The sequence below is a fragment of the Citrobacter sp. CtB7.12 genome, from assembly GCF_001297795.1.
GTDB classification, from domain to species: domain Bacteria; phylum Pseudomonadota; class Gammaproteobacteria; order Enterobacterales; family Enterobacteriaceae; genus Citrobacter_A; species Citrobacter_A amalonaticus.
In genome coordinates this window covers 115,472-134,448 of record NZ_LIFT01000011.1, presented here as the reverse complement: position 1 = coordinate 134,448, position 18,977 = coordinate 115,472, and the positions used below count along the sequence as shown (strand labels likewise).

At 54.3% G+C, this 18,977-nt stretch carries 22 protein-coding genes; 15 read left to right on the top strand and 7 right to left on the bottom strand.

Annotated elements, in window-relative coordinates; genetic code table 11:
- Window positions 1-237: 237 nt before the first annotated feature.
- From AOY24_RS15145 to AOY24_RS15120, 6 genes are all read left to right on the top strand, one after another.
- Complete coding sequence (locus AOY24_RS15145) at window positions 238-1,392, top strand: AgaS family sugar isomerase (RefSeq protein WP_054176905.1); 1,155 nt, start codon at window positions 238-240, stop codon at window positions 1,390-1,392.
- A gap of 12 nt (window positions 1,393-1,404) precedes the next feature.
- Complete coding sequence (gene kbaY, locus AOY24_RS15140) at window positions 1,405-2,280, top strand: tagatose-bisphosphate aldolase subunit KbaY (protein ID WP_044267500.1); 876 nt, start codon at window positions 1,405-1,407, stop codon at window positions 2,278-2,280.
- Between the two features lie 188 nt (window positions 2,281-2,468).
- Window positions 2,469-2,945 (top strand): PTS galactosamine transporter subunit IIB, encoded by a 477-nt coding sequence (gene agaB / locus AOY24_RS15135; RefSeq protein ID WP_042998261.1) that lies wholly within the window; start codon window positions 2,469-2,471, stop codon window positions 2,943-2,945.
- A 54-nt stretch (window positions 2,946-2,999) separates the two neighbouring features.
- Window positions 3,000-3,806: a PTS galactosamine transporter subunit IIC gene (agaC, locus tag AOY24_RS15130; protein WP_054176904.1), complete on the top strand. Its 807-nt coding sequence runs from the start codon at window positions 3,000-3,002 to the stop codon at window positions 3,804-3,806.
- Window positions 3,796-4,587 carry a PTS galactosamine transporter subunit IID gene (gene agaD, locus AOY24_RS15125; RefSeq protein WP_042998263.1) on the top strand — a complete coding sequence of 264 codons (792 nt, stop codon included), beginning with the start codon at window positions 3,796-3,798 and terminating at the stop codon, window positions 4,585-4,587. The genes agaC and agaD overlap by 11 nt, the downstream gene beginning before the upstream one ends.
- A 53-nt stretch (window positions 4,588-4,640) precedes the next feature.
- On the top strand, window positions 4,641-5,360 hold the full coding sequence (locus tag AOY24_RS15120) for a galactosamine-6-phosphate isomerase (protein ID WP_054176903.1): 720 nt from the start codon (window positions 4,641-4,643) through the stop codon (window positions 5,358-5,360).
- Between the two features lie 49 nt (window positions 5,361-5,409).
- On the opposite strand, the gene rsmI is transcribed toward AOY24_RS15120, so the two are convergent.
- Window positions 5,410-6,273 carry a 16S rRNA (cytidine(1402)-2'-O)-methyltransferase gene (gene rsmI, locus AOY24_RS15115; protein WP_044263613.1) on the bottom strand — a complete coding sequence of 288 codons (864 nt, stop codon included), beginning with the start codon at window positions 6,271-6,273 and terminating at the stop codon, window positions 5,410-5,412.
- Window positions 6,274-6,337: 64 nt separating this feature from the next.
- Between rsmI and AOY24_RS15110 the strand changes: the two genes are divergently transcribed.
- From AOY24_RS15110 to dolP, 4 genes are all read left to right on the top strand, one after another.
- A complete protein-coding gene (locus AOY24_RS15110; protein ID WP_054176902.1) occupies window positions 6,338-8,392 on the top strand; it encodes a penicillin-binding protein activator in 2,055 nt (684 codons plus the stop codon).
- A complete protein-coding gene (locus AOY24_RS15105; RefSeq protein WP_044263617.1) occupies window positions 8,350-8,745 on the top strand; it encodes a YraN family protein in 396 nt (131 codons plus the stop codon). Before AOY24_RS15110 ends, AOY24_RS15105 begins: the two co-directional genes overlap by 43 nt.
- 165 nt (window positions 8,746-8,910) lie before the next feature.
- On the top strand, window positions 8,911-9,501 hold the full coding sequence (diaA, locus tag AOY24_RS15100; protein ID WP_023246631.1) for a DnaA initiator-associating protein DiaA: 591 nt from the start codon (window positions 8,911-8,913) through the stop codon (window positions 9,499-9,501).
- Window positions 9,502-9,510: 9 nt separating this feature from the next.
- Window positions 9,511-10,086, top strand: coding sequence for a division/outer membrane stress-associated lipid-binding lipoprotein (gene dolP / locus AOY24_RS15095; protein ID WP_042998268.1), 576 nt, complete (start codon window positions 9,511-9,513; stop codon window positions 10,084-10,086).
- A gap of 96 nt (window positions 10,087-10,182) precedes the next feature.
- Here the strand turns inward: dolP and AOY24_RS15090 are convergent, their stop codons facing one another.
- Window positions 10,183-11,220 carry a permease gene (locus AOY24_RS15090; protein WP_044263622.1) on the bottom strand — a complete coding sequence of 346 codons (1,038 nt, stop codon included), beginning with the start codon at window positions 11,218-11,220 and terminating at the stop codon, window positions 10,183-10,185.
- Window positions 11,221-11,289: 69 nt separating this feature from the next.
- Window positions 11,290-11,931 carry an NAD(P)H-binding protein gene (locus tag AOY24_RS15085; protein ID WP_044255906.1) on the bottom strand — a complete coding sequence of 214 codons (642 nt, stop codon included), beginning with the start codon at window positions 11,929-11,931 and terminating at the stop codon, window positions 11,290-11,292.
- A 128-nt stretch (window positions 11,932-12,059) separates the two neighbouring features.
- On the opposite strand from AOY24_RS15085, the gene yhbO reads away from it, so the two are divergent.
- Entirely contained in the window at window positions 12,060-12,578 is a 519-nt protein-coding gene (yhbO, locus tag AOY24_RS15080; protein ID WP_042325142.1) for a protein/nucleic acid deglycase, read from the top strand.
- Here the strand turns inward: yhbO and AOY24_RS15075 are convergent.
- Window positions 12,558-13,001: a YhbP family protein gene (locus tag AOY24_RS15075; RefSeq protein ID WP_054176901.1), complete on the bottom strand. Its 444-nt coding sequence runs from the start codon at window positions 12,999-13,001 to the stop codon at window positions 12,558-12,560. The genes yhbO and AOY24_RS15075 overlap by 21 nt on opposite strands.
- A 52-nt stretch (window positions 13,002-13,053) precedes the next feature.
- Here AOY24_RS15075 and AOY24_RS15070 point away from each other — a divergent pair, with 52 nt between their 5' ends.
- On the top strand, window positions 13,054-13,356 hold the full coding sequence (locus AOY24_RS15070) for a GIY-YIG nuclease family protein (RefSeq protein ID WP_044263627.1): 303 nt from the start codon (window positions 13,054-13,056) through the stop codon (window positions 13,354-13,356).
- On the opposite strand, the gene AOY24_RS15065 is transcribed toward AOY24_RS15070, so the two are convergent.
- Both AOY24_RS15065 and AOY24_RS15060 read right to left on the bottom strand, forming a co-directional pair.
- Window positions 13,343-13,846, bottom strand: coding sequence for a GNAT family N-acetyltransferase (locus AOY24_RS15065; RefSeq protein ID WP_042998273.1), 504 nt, complete (start codon window positions 13,844-13,846; stop codon window positions 13,343-13,345). The two genes, AOY24_RS15070 and AOY24_RS15065, sit on opposite strands and share 14 nt — an antisense overlap.
- Complete coding sequence (locus AOY24_RS15060; RefSeq protein WP_042998274.1) at window positions 13,840-14,364, bottom strand: SCP2 domain-containing protein; 525 nt, start codon at window positions 14,362-14,364, stop codon at window positions 13,840-13,842. The genes AOY24_RS15065 and AOY24_RS15060 overlap by 7 nt, the downstream gene beginning before the upstream one ends.
- A gap of 220 nt (window positions 14,365-14,584) precedes the next feature.
- Between AOY24_RS15060 and AOY24_RS15055 the strand changes: the two genes are divergently transcribed.
- From AOY24_RS15055 to AOY24_RS15045, 3 genes are all read left to right on the top strand, one after another.
- A complete protein-coding gene (locus AOY24_RS15055; protein WP_054176900.1) occupies window positions 14,585-15,580 on the top strand; it encodes a peptidase U32 family protein in 996 nt (331 codons plus the stop codon).
- Window positions 15,571-16,467 (top strand): U32 family peptidase, encoded by an 897-nt coding sequence (locus AOY24_RS15050; RefSeq protein ID WP_054176899.1) that lies wholly within the window; start codon window positions 15,571-15,573, stop codon window positions 16,465-16,467. Before AOY24_RS15055 ends, AOY24_RS15050 begins: the two co-directional genes overlap by 10 nt.
- 80 nt (window positions 16,468-16,547) lie before the next feature.
- Complete coding sequence (locus AOY24_RS15045; RefSeq protein WP_042998277.1) at window positions 16,548-17,555, top strand: LLM class flavin-dependent oxidoreductase; 1,008 nt, start codon at window positions 16,548-16,550, stop codon at window positions 17,553-17,555.
- 85 nt (window positions 17,556-17,640) lie between these two features.
- Here AOY24_RS15045 and mtr read toward each other — a convergent pair whose 3' ends face one another.
- Window positions 17,641-18,885, bottom strand: coding sequence for a tryptophan permease (gene mtr, locus AOY24_RS15040; RefSeq protein WP_042998278.1), 1,245 nt, complete (start codon window positions 18,883-18,885; stop codon window positions 17,641-17,643).
- Between the last annotated feature and the right edge of the window lie 92 nt (window positions 18,886-18,977).

Genomic DNA, 18,977 nt, shown 5'->3' with positions numbered 1-18,977 from the left:
TTAAGAAAACCCTCACCTCAGAACCTTCAGAGAGAATTATTACAGATCAATAAGATAAAAACGCTCTCCGTACAATCGATCACACTTTTCGTTTTATTTCATTTCGCATCATTGAACTTTCGATTTCTTTCCTATAGATTTTAATCAATCGATCATGTGAACAAGTGAAACGAAACGAAAGATAGCGACATTTTGCCAGCGTCTGATGTGGAATTCACAAGACTAAGGACTTACGATATGCCAGAAACCTATACCCCTGCAGCGGCAACCACCGGAACCTGGACTGAAGAAGAGATCCGCCAGCAGCCTGCCAGTTGGATCCGATCGCTGACGAACATTGACGCGATACGTACCACGATCGACAACTTTCTTGCGCCACTACTGCGTAAAGACGATCTGCGGATCGTGCTGACCGGGGCAGGTACCTCGGCATTCATTGGCGAGATCATCTCTCCCTGGCTTGCCAGCCACACGGGGCAAAACATCAGCGCCGTTCCGACCACCGATCTGGTCACCAATCCGATGGATTATCTGAATCCGGCGCATCCGCTGCTGCTGGTCTCGTTTGCCCGTTCCGGCAATAGCCCGGAAAGCGTCGCCGCAGTGGAACTGGCAAACCAGTTCGTCCCTGAGTGCTATCACCTTTCGATCACCTGCAATGAAGCGGGCAGCCTGTACCAGAACGCGGTGGCAAGCGATAACGCTTTTGCTCTGCTGATGCCGGCAGAAACACACGATCGCGGTTTTGCGATGACCAGCAGTATTACCACCATGATGGCCAGTTGCCTGGCGGTGTTCGCACCGAAACTCATCAACAGCCAGACCTTCTGCGACGTCGCGGATCGCTGCCAGACGATCCTGTCCTCACTAGGTGATTTCAGCCACGGCGTGTTTGGCAATGAAAACTGGAAACGGATCGTCTACCTCGGCAGCGGCGGATTGCAGGGTGCCGCGCGTGAATCGGCCCTGAAAGTCCTGGAACTGACCGCCGGTAAGCTGGCGGCATTTTACGATTCTCCAACCGGTTTCCGTCATGGACCGAAATCACTGGTGGATAACGAAACGCTGATCGTGGTGTATATCTCCAGCCACCCTTACACCCGGCAGTACGATCTCGATCTGCTGGCAGAGCTGCGTCGCGATGATCAGGCCATGCGCGTTGTTGCCATTGCAGCCGAAAGCGATTCCATTATCGAAGCCGGCCCGCACATTTTGCTGCCGTCTGCGCGTCATTTCATCGATACCGAACTGGCGTTCTGCTACCTGATGTATGCCCAGGTCTTTGCGCTCACCCAGTCCATTGCAGTCGGTAATACGCCGGATACCCCTTCCCGCAGCGGTACGGTCAACCGCGTGGTGCAGGGCGTCGTTATTCACCCGTGGCAGGCTTAAGAGGATCCGATCATGAGTATCATTTCCACGAAGTATCTCTTGCAGGATGCCCAGGCAAAAGGCTACGCCGTTCCGGCCTTCAACATCCATAATGCCGAGACGATCCAGGCGATCCTCGAAGTGTGTAGCGAAATGCAATCACCGGTGATCCTCGCCGGTACGCCTGGCACCTTTAAACATATCGCGCTGGAAGAGCTTTACGCGCTGTGCACCGCCTACTCCACCACCTACGGCATGCCGCTCGCGCTGCATCTCGATCATCATGAATCGCTGGACGACATTCGCCATAAAGTGAACGCCGGAGTGCGCAGCGCCATGATCGACGGTAGCCATTTTCCGTTTGAAGAAAACGTGAAGCTGGTGAAATCGGTGGTGGATTTCTGCCACGCCCGCGATTGCAGCGTCGAAGCGGAGCTGGGGCGACTGGGTGGCGTCGAAGATGACATGAGCGTTGACGCAGAAAGCGCCTTTCTGACCGATCCGCAGGAGGCCAAACGCTTTGTTGAGCTGACCGGCGTCGACAGCCTTGCCGTCGCCATCGGTACCGCGCACGGCCTGTACACCAAAAAGCCGAAAATCGATTTCCAGCGTCTGGCTGAAATTCGTGAAGTGGTGGACATTCCGCTGGTGCTACATGGCGCGAGCGATGTGCCTGACGAGTACGTGCGCCGCACGATAGAACTGGGCGTCTGTAAGGTTAACGTCGCCACTGAACTGAAAATTGCCTTTGCCGATGCCGTGAAAGCGTGGTTTGCCGACAACCCACAGGGCAACGATCCGCGCTACTACATGCGCGTCGGTATGGATGCAATGAAAGAAGTCGTGAGAAGTAAAATCAATGTCTGTGGATCGGCCAATAAACTTTTAGTCGACCACGAGTTATCGTAAGCGAGTCGGCTTTATCATCACTACACAAAAGCGCTATCTGATTAATATCAGGTAGCGCTTTCTGGCCAAATAGCGGAGGAGAATAACGAGATTACATCACGCTGAATTAATTAATGAATGCGATACGGTAAGAATAATATATTTCAACAAGTTCAGTCATTCAATTATTTTATGGTGAGGATTTAAGTATGAGCAGTCCAAATATCCTGTTAACGCGTATTGATAACCGACTGGTGCATGGTCAGGTGGGTGTCACCTGGACATCAACGATCGGTGCCAATCTGCTGGTCGTCGTGGATGATGATGTCGCTCAGGATGAGATTCAGCAGAAATTAATGAGCATCACCGCAGAAACCTACGGTTTCGGTATCCGCTTCTTCTCTATAGAAAAAACTATCAATGTCATCGGTAAAGCAGCGCCGCATCAGAAGATCTTCCTGATTTGCCGCACCCCGCAAACAGTCAGAAAGCTGCTCGAAGGCGGTATCACGCTTAACGACGTGAATGTCGGCAATATGCACTTCTCAGAAGGCAAAAAGCAGATCAGCAGTAAAGTTTATGTCAATGAGCAGGACCTTAATGATCTGCAGTTCATTAAGAAACATGGCGTAAACATTTTTATTCAGGATGTCCCTGGCGATCAAAAAGAAGCGATCCCGGAGTAAATAACAAGCCAACGTTTTCATAGTAAAGGGACTTATTTATATGAGGTGTTTACAATGAATGAAATAACGCTTTTACAAGGGATATCCCTCGCGGCACTAGTCTTCTTTCTGGGAATCGATTTTTGGCTGGAAGCCTTGTTTTTATTCAGACCAATTATTGTCTGTACGCTCACTGGCGCCATTCTTGGCGACATTCATATTGGTTTGATCACCGGCGGTCTGACCGAACTGGCTTTTGCTGGTTTGACGCCCGCCGGCGGCGTACAACCGCCAAACCCCATCATGGCAGGATTGATGACCACGGTGATCGCCTGGTCTACCGGCGTGGATGCCAAAACCGCCATCGGCCTTGGCCTGCCGTTCAGTCTGCTGATGCAATATGTGATTCTGTTCTTCTATTCCGCTTTTTCCCTGTTTATGTCCAGAGCCGACAACTGCGCAAAAGAAGCCAACACCCGCGCATTTGCCCGTCTAAACTGGCTAACGACGCTGATTGTCGCCTGCTCTTACGCGATTATCGCGTTTCTGTGTACCTATCTGGCGCAGGGTGCCATGCAGGCGCTGGTGAAAGCCATGCCCGCCTGGCTTACTCATGGTTTTGAAGTCGCGGGCGGTATTCTGCCTGCCGTTGGTTTTGGTCTGCTGCTGCGCGTGATGTTCAAAGCACAGTACATTCCTTATCTGATCGCCGGCTTCCTTTTTGTCTGCTACATCCAGGTCAACAACCTTCTCCCGGTCGCAGTCCTCGGCGCGGGCTTCGCCGTGTACGAGTTTTTCAATGCCAAAGCTAAACAGCAGGCGCAACCCCAGCCTGCCGCCCATAAAAATGATGATGAAGAGGATTACAGCAATGGGATCTGAAATCAGTAAAAAAGACATTACCCGTCTTGGCTTCCGCTCTTCGCTTCTGCAGGCGAGCTTTAACTATGAAAGGATGCAGGCGGGCGGCTTTACCTGGGCGATGCTGCCGATTCTGAAAAAAATCTATAAAGATGATAAGCCGGGCCTGAGTGCGGCCATGAAAGATCATCTGGAATTTATCAATACCCACCCAAACCTCGTCGGTTTTCTGATGGGGCTGCTTATCTCCATGGAAGAGAAAGGAGAAAACCGCGACACCATTAAAGGCCTGAAAGTGGCGCTGTTTGGCCCTATTGCCGGGATTGGTGATGCCATTTTCTGGTTCACTTTGCTGCCGATCATGGCGGGGATCTGCTCCTCTTTCGCCAGCCAGGGCAATTTGCTGGGGCCGATTCTGTTCTTCGCCGTTTATCTGATGATCTTTTTCCTGCGCGTCGGCTGGACTCACGTCGGCTATTCGGTTGGGGTAAAAGCCATTGATAAGGTGAGGGAAAACTCGCAGATGATCGCCCGCTCGGCGACCATCCTCGGGATCACGGTGATTGGCGGTCTGATCGCGTCTTACGTCCATATTAATGTCGTGACCTCTTTTGCCATCGACAGCACGCACAATGTGGCACTACAAAAGGACTTCTTTGATAAGGTCTTCCCGAACATTTTACCCATGGGCTACACGCTGTTGATGTACTACCTGCTGCGGGTGAAAAAAGCACATCCGGTATTGCTAATCGGTGTCACCTTCGTGCTTTCTATCGTCTCTTCCGCACTCGGCATTTTGTAAACTGAACGGGGCGCGACAGTACGTGCGCCCCTCGTCAAAAGGATGACTGACCAATGCAATGCATACAGTACTGCGACCACTACGATGCGCTCAGCGATCGCGCCAGCGAACGATTGATTCAGGTTATACAGGACAAACCTGACGCGACGATTTGCCTGGCGACCGGTGCCACACCTGAACTGACCTATCGTTTCTTTGTCGAGAAAATACAAAAGAATCAAGTTGATATCCGAAACGTGACCTTCGTGAAGCTCGATGAATGGGTGGGGATTCCCTTACACACACCGGGTACCTGTGAATCGTTCCTGCAACAGCACATCGTGCAACCGCTTGGCCTGCGCCCGGAACAGTTGATCGGCTTTCAGTCGGAAAATATCGATGAGAAAGAGTGCGAACGCGTGACGGATTTGATTGCCCATCGGGGTGGCCTTGATTTATGCGTACTGGGTATCGGCAAAAATGGTCATCTGGGGCTGAACGAGCCGGGAACCGCGCTGGAGCCGTGTTGCCATATCAGCAGGCTTGATGACCAAACGCGCCATCATGACATGCTGAAAACGGCCGGTCGTCCGGTGACACACGGTATCACGCTGGGACTGAAGGAGATCCTCAATGCAAAAGAAATTTTGCTGCTGATTGCCGGGGATGGCAAGCAGGCCGCTGTCGAAAAATACCTGACCGCTACCGTGACGACGGCTGTTCCGGCCTCGTTTTTGTGGCTGCATGACAATACGACATGCTTACTGGATGGCTCGCGTTATTCTGATCGGTAGCCACTCATCTCAGCAGACACGCTACAACTTTGCAGCGTGTCTGCTGAATTTACTCCCCCTGCTGCTCCAGCGCGTACTTATACAGCGCGTTCTTCTTCACGCCGTGGATTTCTGCCGTCAGCGCTGCCGCTTTTTTTAGTGGCAGCTCGGCCTGTAAGAGTGCGAGAGTGCGCAAAGCATCGGCGGGCAGGTCATCTTCCTGCGCCTTGTGCCCCTCCACAATCAGCACCATCTCGCCTTTGCGCCGGTTCTCATCTTCTTTCACCCACGCCAGCAGTTCACCTACCGGTGCGCCGTGGATCGTCTCCCAGGTTTTGGTCAGCTCGCGCGCCAGCACCACATAACGGGATTCGCCCCAGACTGCGACCATATCTTCCAGACTGTCTAACAGGCGATGGGTGGATTCATAGAAAATCAGCGTACGCGGTTCGGTTTCAATAGCTTTCAGCGCGTCACGGCGTCCCTTTGATTTCGCTGGTAAAAAACCTTCATAGCAGAAGCGGTCGGACGGCAACCCCGCCGCGCTTAACGCGGCAATCGCCGCACAGGGACCCGGCAACGGCACCACACGGATGCCTTGCTCACGACAGGTACGCACCAGGTGATAACCCGGATCGTTGATCAGCGGCGTCCCGGCATCAGAAACCAGCGCGATGTTTTGCCCCTCTTTCAACTTCGCTACCAGCGTTTCTGCTTTTTGCTGTTCGTTATGATCGTGAAGGGCGAACAGTCGGGCATTAATCGCAAAATGCTGCAATAATAATCCGGTATGACGAGTATCTTCCGCGGCAATTAAATCAACGGCTTGTAACACTTCGAGCGCACGCTGGGTAATATCAGACAAATTCCCAATTGGAGTAGGTACAATAAAGAGTTGGCCGCGAGAATTCTCCGCCGATTCGTGTTGTGTCATTGTGTCGTCCGTATTGCCGATTTAATATTGAGCATTGCGTATAAAAAATATCACTGGATACAGTATGGTACCCTTAACATTCTCTCGTTTAAAAGCCGCGCGCTGTCTGCCCATCGTTCTGGCAGCCCTGATTTTCGTCGGCTGTGGCACCCAGGCGCCCGATCAGAGCACTGCCCATATGCAGGGCACAGCGCAAGCTGATTCCGGCTTTTATCTGCAACAGATGCAGCAAAGCGCAAATGATAGCAAGACCAACTGGCAATTACTCGCCATTCGTGCACTGCTGAAAGAAGGCAAAAGCCAGCAGGCTATCGAACTGTTTAATCAGTTGCCGCAGGATCTGAATGATTCCCAGCGCCGGGAACAGTCGCTGTTAGCCGTTGAAATCAAACTGGCACAGAAAGATTTTACCGGCGCGCAGTCGCTGCTGGAAAAGCTTACCCCGTCTGATTTTGAGCAAAATCAACAGGCTCGTTACTGGCAGGCGCAGATTGACGCCAGCCAGGGCCGTCCGTCACTCTCACTGCTGCGCGCCTTGATTGCTCAGGAACCGCTGCTTAGCGAGAAGGATAAGCAGAAAAACATCGACGCCACCTGGCAGGCGCTGTCGTCAATGACGCCAGAGCAGGCCCAGGCTCTGGTGATCAATGCCAATGAAAACGTATTGCAGGGCTGGCTGGATCTGCAACGCGTCTGGTTTGATAACCGCAGCGATCCGGACATGATGAAAGCAGGTATTGCCGACTGGCAAAAACGCTATCCGCAGAATCCAGGCGCAAAAATGCTGCCAACCCAACTGGTTAACGTACAGAGCTTTAAGCCCGCGTCCACCAGCAAAATCGCCCTGTTGCTGCCGCTAAATGGTCAGGCTGCGGTGTTTGGTCGCACCATTCAACAAGGCTTTGAAGCCGCCAAAAATCTCGGCACGCAACCGGTCGATACGCAGCCCACCGCGCAACCGACTCCGGTTGCGGCCACAACGCCAGCAGACCCGCAGCCGCAGCTGACAGATGGCGTCGCCAGCCCTTCTCAGGCGTCAGTGAGTGATTTGACCGACGAACAGCAGGCCGATCAGCCTGCTCCGGTCAGCGCGCCGCAGGCTACACCAGCGCAGCCAGCCACCGCAAGCGCGGCGGCAAATCCTTCCGCAGAACTGAAAATTTATGATACCAGCGCCCAACCGCTCGATCAGATCCTGGCGCAGGTTCAGCAGGATGGCGCGAGCATCGTGGTCGGTCCGCTGCTGAAAAACAATGTCGACGAACTGGTCAAAAGCAACACCCCGCTGAACGTACTGGCGCTTAACCAGCCGGAATCGGTACAGAGTCGGGCAAACATCTGTTACTTCGCTCTCTCACCGGAAGATGAAGCGCGTGATGCCGCGCGCCATATTCATGAACAGGGTAGACAGTCACCGCTGCTACTTATCCCGCGTAGCGCGCTTGGCGATCGTGTTGCTAACGCCTTTGCCCAGGAGTGGCAAAATCTGGGAGGCGGTACGGTGCTGCAGCAGAAATTTGGCTCAACGGCGGAGCTGCGTATGGGCGTTAACGGCGGTTCCGGCATTGCCTTAACCGGTAGCCCTGTTGCCGCGAGCACGCCGTCTCAACCTGGCGTCACTATTGGCAATTTAACCATCCCGGCCCCACCAACGGATGCGCAAATCAGCGGTAACGGAGGTCGCGTGGACGCCGTCTATATTCTGGCAACCCCGAATGAGATAGCCTTCATCAAGCCGATGATCGCCATGCGCAACGGTAGCCAGAGCGGTGCAACGCTGTACGCCAGCTCACGTAGCGCGCAAGGGAATGCCGGCCCAGACTTCCGTCTGGAAATGGATGGCCTGCAGTACAGCGAGATCCCAATGCTGGCAGGCGCGAACCCGTCGCTGATGCAGCAGGCACTCGGTGCCGTGCATAACGACTATTCGCTGGCGCGCATGTATGCAATGGGCGTCGATGCCTGGTCGCTGGCCAACCATTTCTCCCAGATGCGTCAGGTGCAGGGCTTTGAAATTAACGGGAATACCGGCGCGCTGACCGCCAGTCAGGACTGTGTGATTAACAGGAAGTTATCATGGCTCCAGTACCAGCAAGGGCAGATCGTCCCCGCCAGTTAACGAGCAAGCAGACTGGTGACGCGTGGGAAACCACCGCGCGTCGCTGGCTTGAGCGCAAGGGACTGCATTTCATCGCCGCCAACGTGCGTGAACGCGGCGGCGAAATTGATCTGATTATGCGTGATGGCAAGACAACCGTCTTTATTGAGGTCCGCTACCGACGCTCTGCGGCATTCGGTGGCGCCGCTGCCAGTGTGACGCACAGCAAGCAACGCAAAGTATTACAGGCCGCCCGTTTGTGGCTCGCGCGCCACAATGGGAGTTTTGATACTGTGGATTGCCGGTTCGATGTGTTAGCCTTCACCGGAAATGACGTTGAGTGGTTGAGAAATGCCTTTACCGACTGCTCATAATTGAAGATTCAGAGCAGACCCATTGGGCATATATTGTTGCAGCCAGTTTGGACACGGACAGCGCGGAACCACCGGCGCGTACATGTCGTACGTGAAGAGTGGGAGCACCGCCCAGGTCCAAATGGCAAATAAAATAGCCTGATGGATTAGCTCTTAAGGATTAGCGTGTTAGACAGAATCAAAGTCTGCTTTACCGAAAGCATTCAAACGCAAATTGCCGCGGCAGAAGCCCTCCCGGATGCTATCTCTCGTGCCGCCATGACGCTGGTTCATTCACTGCTCAATGGCAACAAAATTCTCTGTTGTGGTAATGGGACATCCGCTGCCAACGCACAGCATTTTGCTGCCAGCATGATCAACCGTTTTGAAACAGAACGTCCTAGTTTACCTGCGATTGCACTAAATACGGATAATGTGGTCTTAACAGCGATTGCCAACGACCGCCTGCATGACGAAGTGTATGCAAAACAGGTTCGGGCGTTGGGTCATGCGGGTGATGTCTTACTGGCCATCTCGACGCGCGGTAACAGCCGCGATATCGTGAAGGCCGTGGAAGCAGCGGTCACGCGAGACATGACGATTGTGGCATTGACCGGATATGACGGGGGTGAACTGGCTGGACTGTTAGGGCCGCAGGATGTTGAGATCCGCATCCCTTCGCATCACAGCGCACGCATTCAGGAAATGCATATGCTGACGGTAAACTGCCTGTGCGATCTGATCGATAACACGCTTTTCCCCCACCAGGATGATTAAGGAGTACACATGAAGGCTTTATCGCCAATCGCAGTCCTTATTTCTGCTCTGCTGTTGCAAGGTTGTGTGGCCGCCGCTGTTGTCGGAACCGCCGCCGTTGGTACCAAAGCAGCAACAGATCCACGTAGCGTAGGCACTCAGGTGGACGATGGAACCCTGGAACTGCGCGTCAACAGTGCGCTGTCGAAAGATGCACAGATCAAGAAAGAAACGCGAATTAACGTGACGGCTTATCAAGGTAAAGTGTTGCTGGTCGGCCAGTCGCCGAATAGCGAGCTCTCCTCACGCGCCAAACAGATTGCAATGGGCGTCGATGGTACCACCGAAGTCTATAACGAGATCCGTCAGGGTGAGCCGATTGGTATGGGCACCGCCTCAAACGACACCTGGATCACCACCAAAGTACGCTCTCAGTTATTGACCAGCGACCAGGTTAAATCTTCCAACGTGAAGGTGACAACCGAAAACGGTGAAGTGTTCCTGTTAGGCCTGGTGACCGAACGTGAAGCCAAAGCCGCGGCGGATATCGCCAGCCGGGTCAGCGGCGTGAAGCGCGTCACCACGGCGTTTACGTTTATCAAGTAAGTCGTTGTGTGCCGGATGACGGCGTAAGCGCCTTATCCGGCCTACAGAATGTACGACCGTAGGCCGGGCAAGCGAAGCGCCCCCGGCATTGCTGTTTTATATCAACGCAATACTTCCCACCATCACACCCGAAATCGCCACCAGCGCACCGGTCATCCACAGCGCTTTTGCCGGAAACGCTTTACGTAGCATAATCAGCGACGGCAGGCTGACGGCGGGTAATGTCATCAGCAGTGCCAGCGCAGGCGCAGTTCCCATTCCTGCCAGCATCATGGTCTGCACAATCGGGATTTCTGCGGCAGTTGGGATCACAAACAGACAACCGGCTACCGCCAGCGCAATCACCCACAGCAGGCTGTTATCAATAGCGCCATCGGCATGAGGGAACAGCCAGACGCGCGCCGCACCCAGTACCCACACTGCCAGAATATAGACCGGGATGGTGCTCCAGAACAGCATCCATAGCGCTTTACCCCAGCGAACAAAGAACCCGCCCTGCTCGTCCGGCTGCGTGATTTCCACCGGCAATTCAGTCTGCGGAGGCTCTTTCACCCATTTTTGTACCAGCGTCGCCACTACCAGCACCATCGCCAGTCCAGCGACCAGACGGATCGCCGCGAAATGCCAGCCAAGGACAAAGCCCATAAACACCAGCGTCGCCGGGTTTAACAGTGGATTCCCCATCCAGAATGCCAGCGCACCGCCCATCGAAACCTGCTGGCGACGCATCCCCGCCGCCACCGGTGCAGCACAACAGGTACACATCATGCCGGGCAGAGAGAAAAGCGTACCGAACAGCGTGCCGCGAAAACGTGCCTGTCCAAGCGTGCGTAACAGCCAGTCACGCGGGATCAGAACCTGAATCAGCGAGCCGAGGATCACCCCCAATACCGCTGCCTTCCAGACCGCAATGAAATAGACCATCGCATAATCCCAGGCTGCCTGCCAGGGGTTCGCATCGGCCTGCGCCAGAATAGATTTTCCGATACTGTGTGTTTCTGCGGCGGTGAAGGCTTTACCGTAGTAAGGTTGCCATTTCACATACCAGAGACCAACAATGACGACGAGAAAGAAAAGAGCGGGTTTCCACCATTGAAACGGTGTTGCCGCCTGAGACGAAGACTGACCAGCCATAGCATTCCCCAGGGAGTGTTAGATAATTTTGCCGGTGAATACTACGCCTTTGGGAAATGTTTGGAAATGCTATATTGACGCCGCCTTTTCCCGCAGTTGAGACGATGTCAGGATTGTTACCCCGTCATGTTCAGGCGCAAGCGCTTCCGCCAGCATCGCGCGCGCCACGTCCCGCGCCTCAATCGATTTCCAGTTGCCCGGCAGCAACCGGAACAACGGTGCAAACAGGGTTTCGTTCATCCGCTGCTTTGACCGATCGCCGAGCAGCATCGACGGACGCGCAATCGTCAGCGTTGGCCAATCTTGCGCAATCAGCGCCTCCTCCATTTCCCCTTTTACGCGGTTATAGAAAAACGGCGAATGGGCATTGGCCCCCATCGAACTCACCACCAGCATATGCTGCGCCCCCAGGCGGAGACCGGTCAACGCGGTGTCGACCACCAGCGTATAGTCGGCATGGATAAACGCCTCTTTACTGCCCGCTTCACGGCGGGTCGTGCCCAGGCAGCAAAAAACAATATCGACAGGATCGGTGACCTGCGCCAGCGCATCGGTCAGTTGCGGATCGTGGGGATTATAGACGCCAGGCATATCCGCCAGCGGACGTCGCGTTGGCGCGGCAATGGAATGGATCTTCGGTTCATTAAGCAACATCCGCAGTAAATGTCCGCCAACCAACCCGGTCGCCCCGGTAATCAGTACCTGACTCATCCTCGCTCCTTTCCAGAATTGTCCGCCTTGCACCCTCAGCCCTATCGACCAGGCTTAGTAGTTCACAAGGTAATTATCCATCATCAGGGAAAAATTGCCTTATCCAATGCAGATCCAGCGGAGGAAGCATGAGTAAGAAGATTGCCGTTTTAATCACTGACGAGTTTGAGGACTCAGAATTCACCTCACCCGCAGCAGAGTTTCGTCAGGCCGGGCATGAGGTTATTACGATTGAAAAACAGGCAGGTAAAACCGTAAAAGGGAAAAAAGGCGAAGCCAGCGTCACGATTGATAAAGCGATTGATGAAGTGCGTCCGGCCGATTTCGATGCGTTGCTGTTACCTGGCGGCCATTCACCGGATTACCTTCGCGGTGATGACCGTTTCGTCACCTTTACGCGCGATTTCGTGAACACGGGTAAACCGGTCTTCGCCATCTGTCACGGACCACAGTTGCTGATCAGCGCCGATGTGATTCGCGGGCGTAAACTGACCGCCGTTAAACCGATCATTATCGACGTGAAAAACGCCGGTGCAGAATTTTACGATCAGGAAGTGGTGGTTGATAAAGACCAACTGGTGACCAGTCGAACCCCTGACGATCTGCCGGCGTTCAATCGCGAAGCCTTACGCATTCTCGGTGCCTGACTGACGTAACCACACTAATTTTTTGCCAAAACCCAGGGTGTTGTCGGTGAACTTGAGTTCATCCACGCGGATTTCCCATACCGGCGCGGACAGCATTCTGGCAACCGGGAAGCGGCGAAGATAGGCCTGTCGTGCCGCGTCGCTTTCTTCCCCAACCAGTTGGCGAATCTCGCCTTTAAACTGCACGCCGCGAATCAATGCGACCGTTTTCGGTTGGCCATTTACCGTTCCGGCAACGGGCGCTCGCGAACCAGACATCTGCACATGACGCGTTTTCTCCTCCGTCAGCAGATAAAAAGCGACCTTTTTTACGTCATAAATATAAAACGCATTCGCGCACCACAATTCCCCGTCGCGATGCACGCACCAGGTCACAACGTGTTGTTTCGCCAGCCAACGACTGATCGCAGTGAGTGTTTCCATCTCGGTTCTCTTTTATACTGAATGCCAGAAACGTAACACGCCGAAGGCCACGATGACACCCTGGTATCTTTATCTGATCCGCACCGCCGACAATGCCCTGTATACCGGGATCACGACCGACGTGGCACGCCGCTACCAGCAGCATCAATGTGGTAAAGGCGCGAAAGCGCTACGGGGGAAAGGGGAACTGACGCTGGCATTTTCCGCGCCGGTTGGCGACCGTTCACTGGCGCTACGCGCAGAATACCGGGTCAAACGCCTCACCAAGCGGCAGAAAGAGCGACTTGTCGCAGAAGGCGAAGGGTTTGCAGCATTACTGAATGACCTGCAAACCCCGACGCTTAAAAACGATTAAAGTGATCGTGATACTCGACCAGTCCCGTGACGCCGCTTAGTGCATCATCCGCTAAGCGATGCACCTGGAACGCACTTTCCGTGCCTGGCCAGCGGCAATGCAGATCGTGGTGGGCGGCCAGTTCGAAACCAAAACGGCTGTACAGTGCCGGATCGCCCAGGGTGACCACGGCGGCATAGCCAAATTCATTGAGTGAATCCAGTCCTTCATAAACCAGTTGGCGGGCCAGACCTTGTCCACGATAGTTTTCGTCTACCGCCAGCGGTGCCATACCAACCCACTGCAGATCTTCGCCCTGCACGTCGACGGGGCTGAATGCCACATAACCCACCACCTGACCTTCATCGTCGGTGGCGACCAGACCGAGCGTCAGAAAACCATCTTCACGTAGGTCGTGAACCAGTTTCGCTTCCGCATCGCTTTCGAATGAACGACGCAGCAGGGCATCAATGCCGGGGGCGTCAATGGGAATTTCTACTCGAATCAGCATGGTTCACCTACCGATGTTTGTTTGGTTTCTGGCGAGTATTTCATGCCCGCCTCAACAAAATCCGCCAGTTGCAGCAGCATAACGCGCAACGCTTTGGGCATCTGCTCCAGGTCAATGGCATCCATCAGGTTTTTCACATACAACCCTAACTCCGTATCCCCTTCGATCACCAGACGGCGTTGGAAGAAGAGCGTATCCGGATCCTGCTTACGTGCGGCGATCATCAACAGATCGCTGGCATCAGCGCTAAAACTCACGTCGGCTTGCGCATCCTCGCAGACGATCAGTTTGTCATTCTCGACCGAGGTATACCACTTCAGGCCGATATCGCGAACCGTAATGCTTAACCAACGGCCTTCCAGGAATTCCAGTTCACCGTCTGCCAGGGCCTGGCGAAACTGCCAGCTCAGGACCTGTTGCAGAACCTGGCGTTGCAGTGCAAAGGGCGTCAGTTTAACTGGCACACTCATCAGAGACGGACCGAAATGTACTAAGCGTGAACGCAGCTTATCTAACACGAGCTTTACTCCCTGTTTCAATTATCCTGCTATTTTGCCATATCAGATAAACGACATAGCGGCGTAAATCAACAATTGCGTACGAAATCTCTACCTCTTTATTACTGATATCAATACGACTTTAACTGCCTTAAATCAAAAATTGTCGCAGCAAGGTTAACTAAAATCCTTGTTCGTTAACAATTATGCGTCCCAGGCGGCGCAATCTTCAGGATAAATTATGGAGCTGCTCTGCCCTGCCGGAAATCTCCCGGCGCTTAAGGCGGCCATCGAAAACGGCGCTGATGCTGTTTATATCGGGCTTAAAGATGATACCAACGCCCGCCACTTCGCCGGCCTTAACTTTACCGAGAAGAAATTGCAGGAAGCGGTGAGTTTTGCCCATCAACACCGCCGCAAATTGCACATCGCCATTAACACCTTTGCGCATCCAGATGGTTATGCCCGCTGGCAGCGCGCGGTGGATATGGCCGCGCAACTGGGTGCGGATGCGCTGATCCTTGCCGATCTCGCGATGCTTGAGTATGCCGCAGTTCGTTATCCGCATATTGAGCGCCATGTCTCTGTTCAGGCTTCGGCAACAAATGAAGAAGCGATCAACTTTTATCATCGCAATTTTGATGTTGCCCGCGTCGTCCTGCCACGCGTGCTCTCGATTCATCAGGTGAAACAGCTTGCCCGCGTGACGCCGGTGCCGCTGGAAGTTTTTGCTTTCGGCAGTCTATGCATTATGGCGGAAGGTCGCTGTTATCTCTCGTCCTGGTTAACCGGTGAATCTCCTAATACGGTAGGCGCCTGTTCCCCTGCCCGCTTTGTACGCTGGCAGCAGACGCCACAGGGGCTGGAATCTCGTCTGAATGAAGTGTTGATCGACCGCTATCAGGATGGGGAAAACGCCGGTTATCCGACGCTGTGTAAAGGGCGTTACCTGGTTGACGGTGAGCGTTACCACGCACTGGAAGAACCAACCAGCCTGAACACGCTGGAACTGCTGCCGGAACTACTGGCGGCGAATATTGCCTCGGTGAAAATCGAAGGCCGTCAGCGCAGCCCGGCCTATGTCAGCCAGGTCGCGAAAGTGTGGCGTCAGGCGATCGACCGCTGTGTGGCCGACCCGCAAAACTATACGCCGCAAGCAGCCTGGATGGAGACGCTCGGCGCGATGTCCGAAGGCACTCAGACGACGCTTGGCGCGTATCACCGTAAATGGCAGTGAGAAAAGCAATGAAATATTCCTTAGGGCCGGTGCTTTACTACTGGCCGAAAGAGACGCTGGAAGACTTTTATCAGCAGGCCGCTGCCAGCAGCGCGGATGTTATCTATCTCGGTGAAGCGGTGTGCAGCAAACGCCGCGCCACGAAAGTCGGCGACTGGCTGGATATGGCGAAGTCGCTCGCCGGTAGCGGTAAGCAGGTGGTACTTTCAACGCTGGCGCTGGTACAAGCCTCTTCTGAGCTGAATGAGCTGAAGCGTTATGTCGAAAACGGCGACTTTTTGCTGGAGGCCAGCGATCTTGGCGTGGTGAATATGTGCGCCGACCGCAAACTCCCGTTTGTCGCCGGACACGCGCTGAACTGCTACAACGCGGTCACGCTGCGCCTGCTGCTCAAACACGGAATGGTGCGCTGGTGCATGCCGGTAGAACTGTCCCGCGACTGGCTGGTGAACCTGCTCAATCAGTGTGATGAACTGGGGATTCGCCAGCAGTTTGAAGTGGAAGTCCTGAGCTACGGGCATCTGCCGCTGGCTTACTCCGCTCGCTGTTTTACCGCTCGTTCGGAAGACCGGCCGAAAGATGAATGCGAAACCTGCTGCATCAAGTACCCGAATGGCCGCGACGTGCTCTCCCAGGAGAATCAACAGGTGTTCGTCCTCAATGGCATTCAGACCATGAGCGGCTATATCTACAATCTGGGGAACGAATTGACGTCAATGCAGGGACTGGTGGATATTGTGCGTCTGTCACCGCTGGGAACCGAGACATTCGCGATGCTTGACGCCTTCCGCGCCAACGAAACGGGGCACGCGCCGTTGCCGCTTACCGCGCACAGCGATTGCAATGGCTACTGGAAACGGCTGGCGGGTCTCGAACTGCAGCCCTGATAAATAGCTCACTTTGTTAACAACATTAACTAATCTTTAATGCAGTATGAAAAGATTAACTGGTAACAAAGTGAGCCGTTATGACTGACAAAACCATTCCTTTCTCGGTGCTGGATCTGGCACCGATTCCTGACGGATCTTCAGCAAAAGAGGCGTTCTCGCACTCGCTGGATCTCGCCCGCCTCGCGGAAAAACGAGGCTACCACCGCTACTGGCTGGCGGAACACCACAACATGATCGGTATCGCCAGTGCAGCAACGTCGGTACTGATTGGCTATCTGGCCGCCAACACCCGGACTTTGCACCTCGGTTCCGGCGGCGTCATGCTTCCCAATCACTCACCGCTGGTCATTGCCGAGCAGTTCGGTACGTTGAATACGCTCTATCCGGGACGCATTGATCTCGGCCTGGGCCGCGCGCCGGGCAGCGACCAGCCGACAATGCGAGCCCTGCGTCGCCATATGGGCGGCGATATCGATAACTTCCCTCGCGACGTCGCTGAGCTGGTGGACTGGTTTGACGCACGCGATCCAAATCCGCAGGTGCGCCCGGTGCCTGGCTACGGCGAGAAGATCCCGGTCTGGCTGTTAGGTTCCAGCCTCTATAGCGCGCAGTTAGCCGCACAGCTTGGCCTGCCGTTCGCTTTTGCCTCCCACTTCGCACCGGATATGCTGTTCCAGGCGCTGCATCTGTACCGCACGCAGTTCCGGCCATCCGCGCGGCTGGAAAAACCGTATGCAATGGTGTGCATCAACATCATTGCCGCCGACAGTAACCGTGATGCAGAGTATCTTTTCACCTCGATGCAGCAGGCTTTCGTCAAGTTGCGGCGTGGCGAAACGGGCCAACTCCCGGCGCCGATTCAAAATATGGATCAGTTCTGGTCGCCGTCAGAACAGTATGGTGTGCAACAGGCGCTGAGCATGTCGCTGGTGGGTGATAAAACGAAAGTACGCCACGGACTGGAGTCTATTCTGCGTGAAACCCAGGCGGACGAGATCATGGTTAACGGGCAGATTTTTGACCATCAGGCGCGTCTGCACTCGTTTGATCTGGCGATGGATGTGAAAGAAGAGTTGGTGGGGTAGTTTTTGCCCGGTGGCGCTTCCACTTACCTGGCCTACGAGATCGCGTAGGCCGGATAAGGTGTAGCCGCCATCCGGCACAAAAAACTTACTGGTACACAGGCAATAAATTAAAGCTCGACAGGATATGTACCAGCGCGTTACCGACACCAAAAACCAGAATCAGGACAATCATCGGCTTACCACCCCAGACACGGAATTTCGGGCTACCAAAGCGCTGACGCGATTTACGTGCCAGCAACGCCGGTACAATCGCGGCCCAGATGGTCGCCGCCAGTCCTGCATAACCAATGGCATACAGGAAACCGTTCGGCCACAGCAACCCACCGGCGATTGGCGGCACAAAGGTAAGCAGCGCCGTTTTGAAGCGCCCCAGCGCCGAATCATCGAAACCAAACAGATCCGCCAGATAGTCAAACAGTCCCAGCGTCACGCCGAGGAATGAACTCGCCACCGCAAAGTTGGAGAACACCACCAGCAACAGGTCCAGACTGCGACTGTTCAGCACGCCGCTTAGCGCCTGAACCAACACATCAATATTGCCGCCCTTCTGCGCGATACCGATAAACTCTGGACGCGGAATGTTTCCCATCGTTCCCAGCAACCAGACGGAGTAGAGCACCAGCGCCAGCAGCGTACCGTAGACCAGGCACTTCACAATAGTGCGCGGATCTTTGCCGTAGTATTTCATCAGGCTCGGGACGTTACCGTGGTAACCAAAGGACGCCAGACAGAATGGCAGCGTCATCAACAGGTACGGCGTATAAGAGGCGTGACTTTCCGAGACGTTAAACAACGTGGTCGGCGTGACGTGCCCGAGCAGACTGCCGAAGGTCAGGAAGAAAGTAATGACTTTCGCACCCAGCACGATCGCCGTCATGCGACTCACCGCTTTGGTGCTCAACCACACCACAAACGCCACCAACAGGGCAAAGCCAAACCCTGCCGCACGCGCAGGCACATTCAGCGACATTTCGCTGAAGGTATGGTGCAAAATCGAACCGCTCGCCGAAATATAGGCGTAGGTCAGGATATAGAGCACGAAGGCAATAGAAATACCGTTGACGACGTTCCAGCCTTTGCCCAGCAGATCTTTGGTGATGGTGTCGAAGCTTGAACCGATACGATAGTTGAGGTTGGCTTCGAGGATCATCAAACCGGAATGCAGCATGCAGAACCAGGTAAAGACAAGCGCCGCCATTGACCAGAAAAACCACGCCCCGGACATAACCACCGGCAGAGAGAACATCCCTGCGCCGATAATGGTGCCGCCGATGATCACCACGCCGCCGAGCAGCGAAGGTGATGTCTGGGTGGTGGTTAGTGTTGCCATTTAGCGATTTCTCCAGCGAATAATGTTGTGACGGCATTTTAATGTGTTGCACTGTACCAGTACAATAGTACAAATGAAATAAAAAAAGCCCC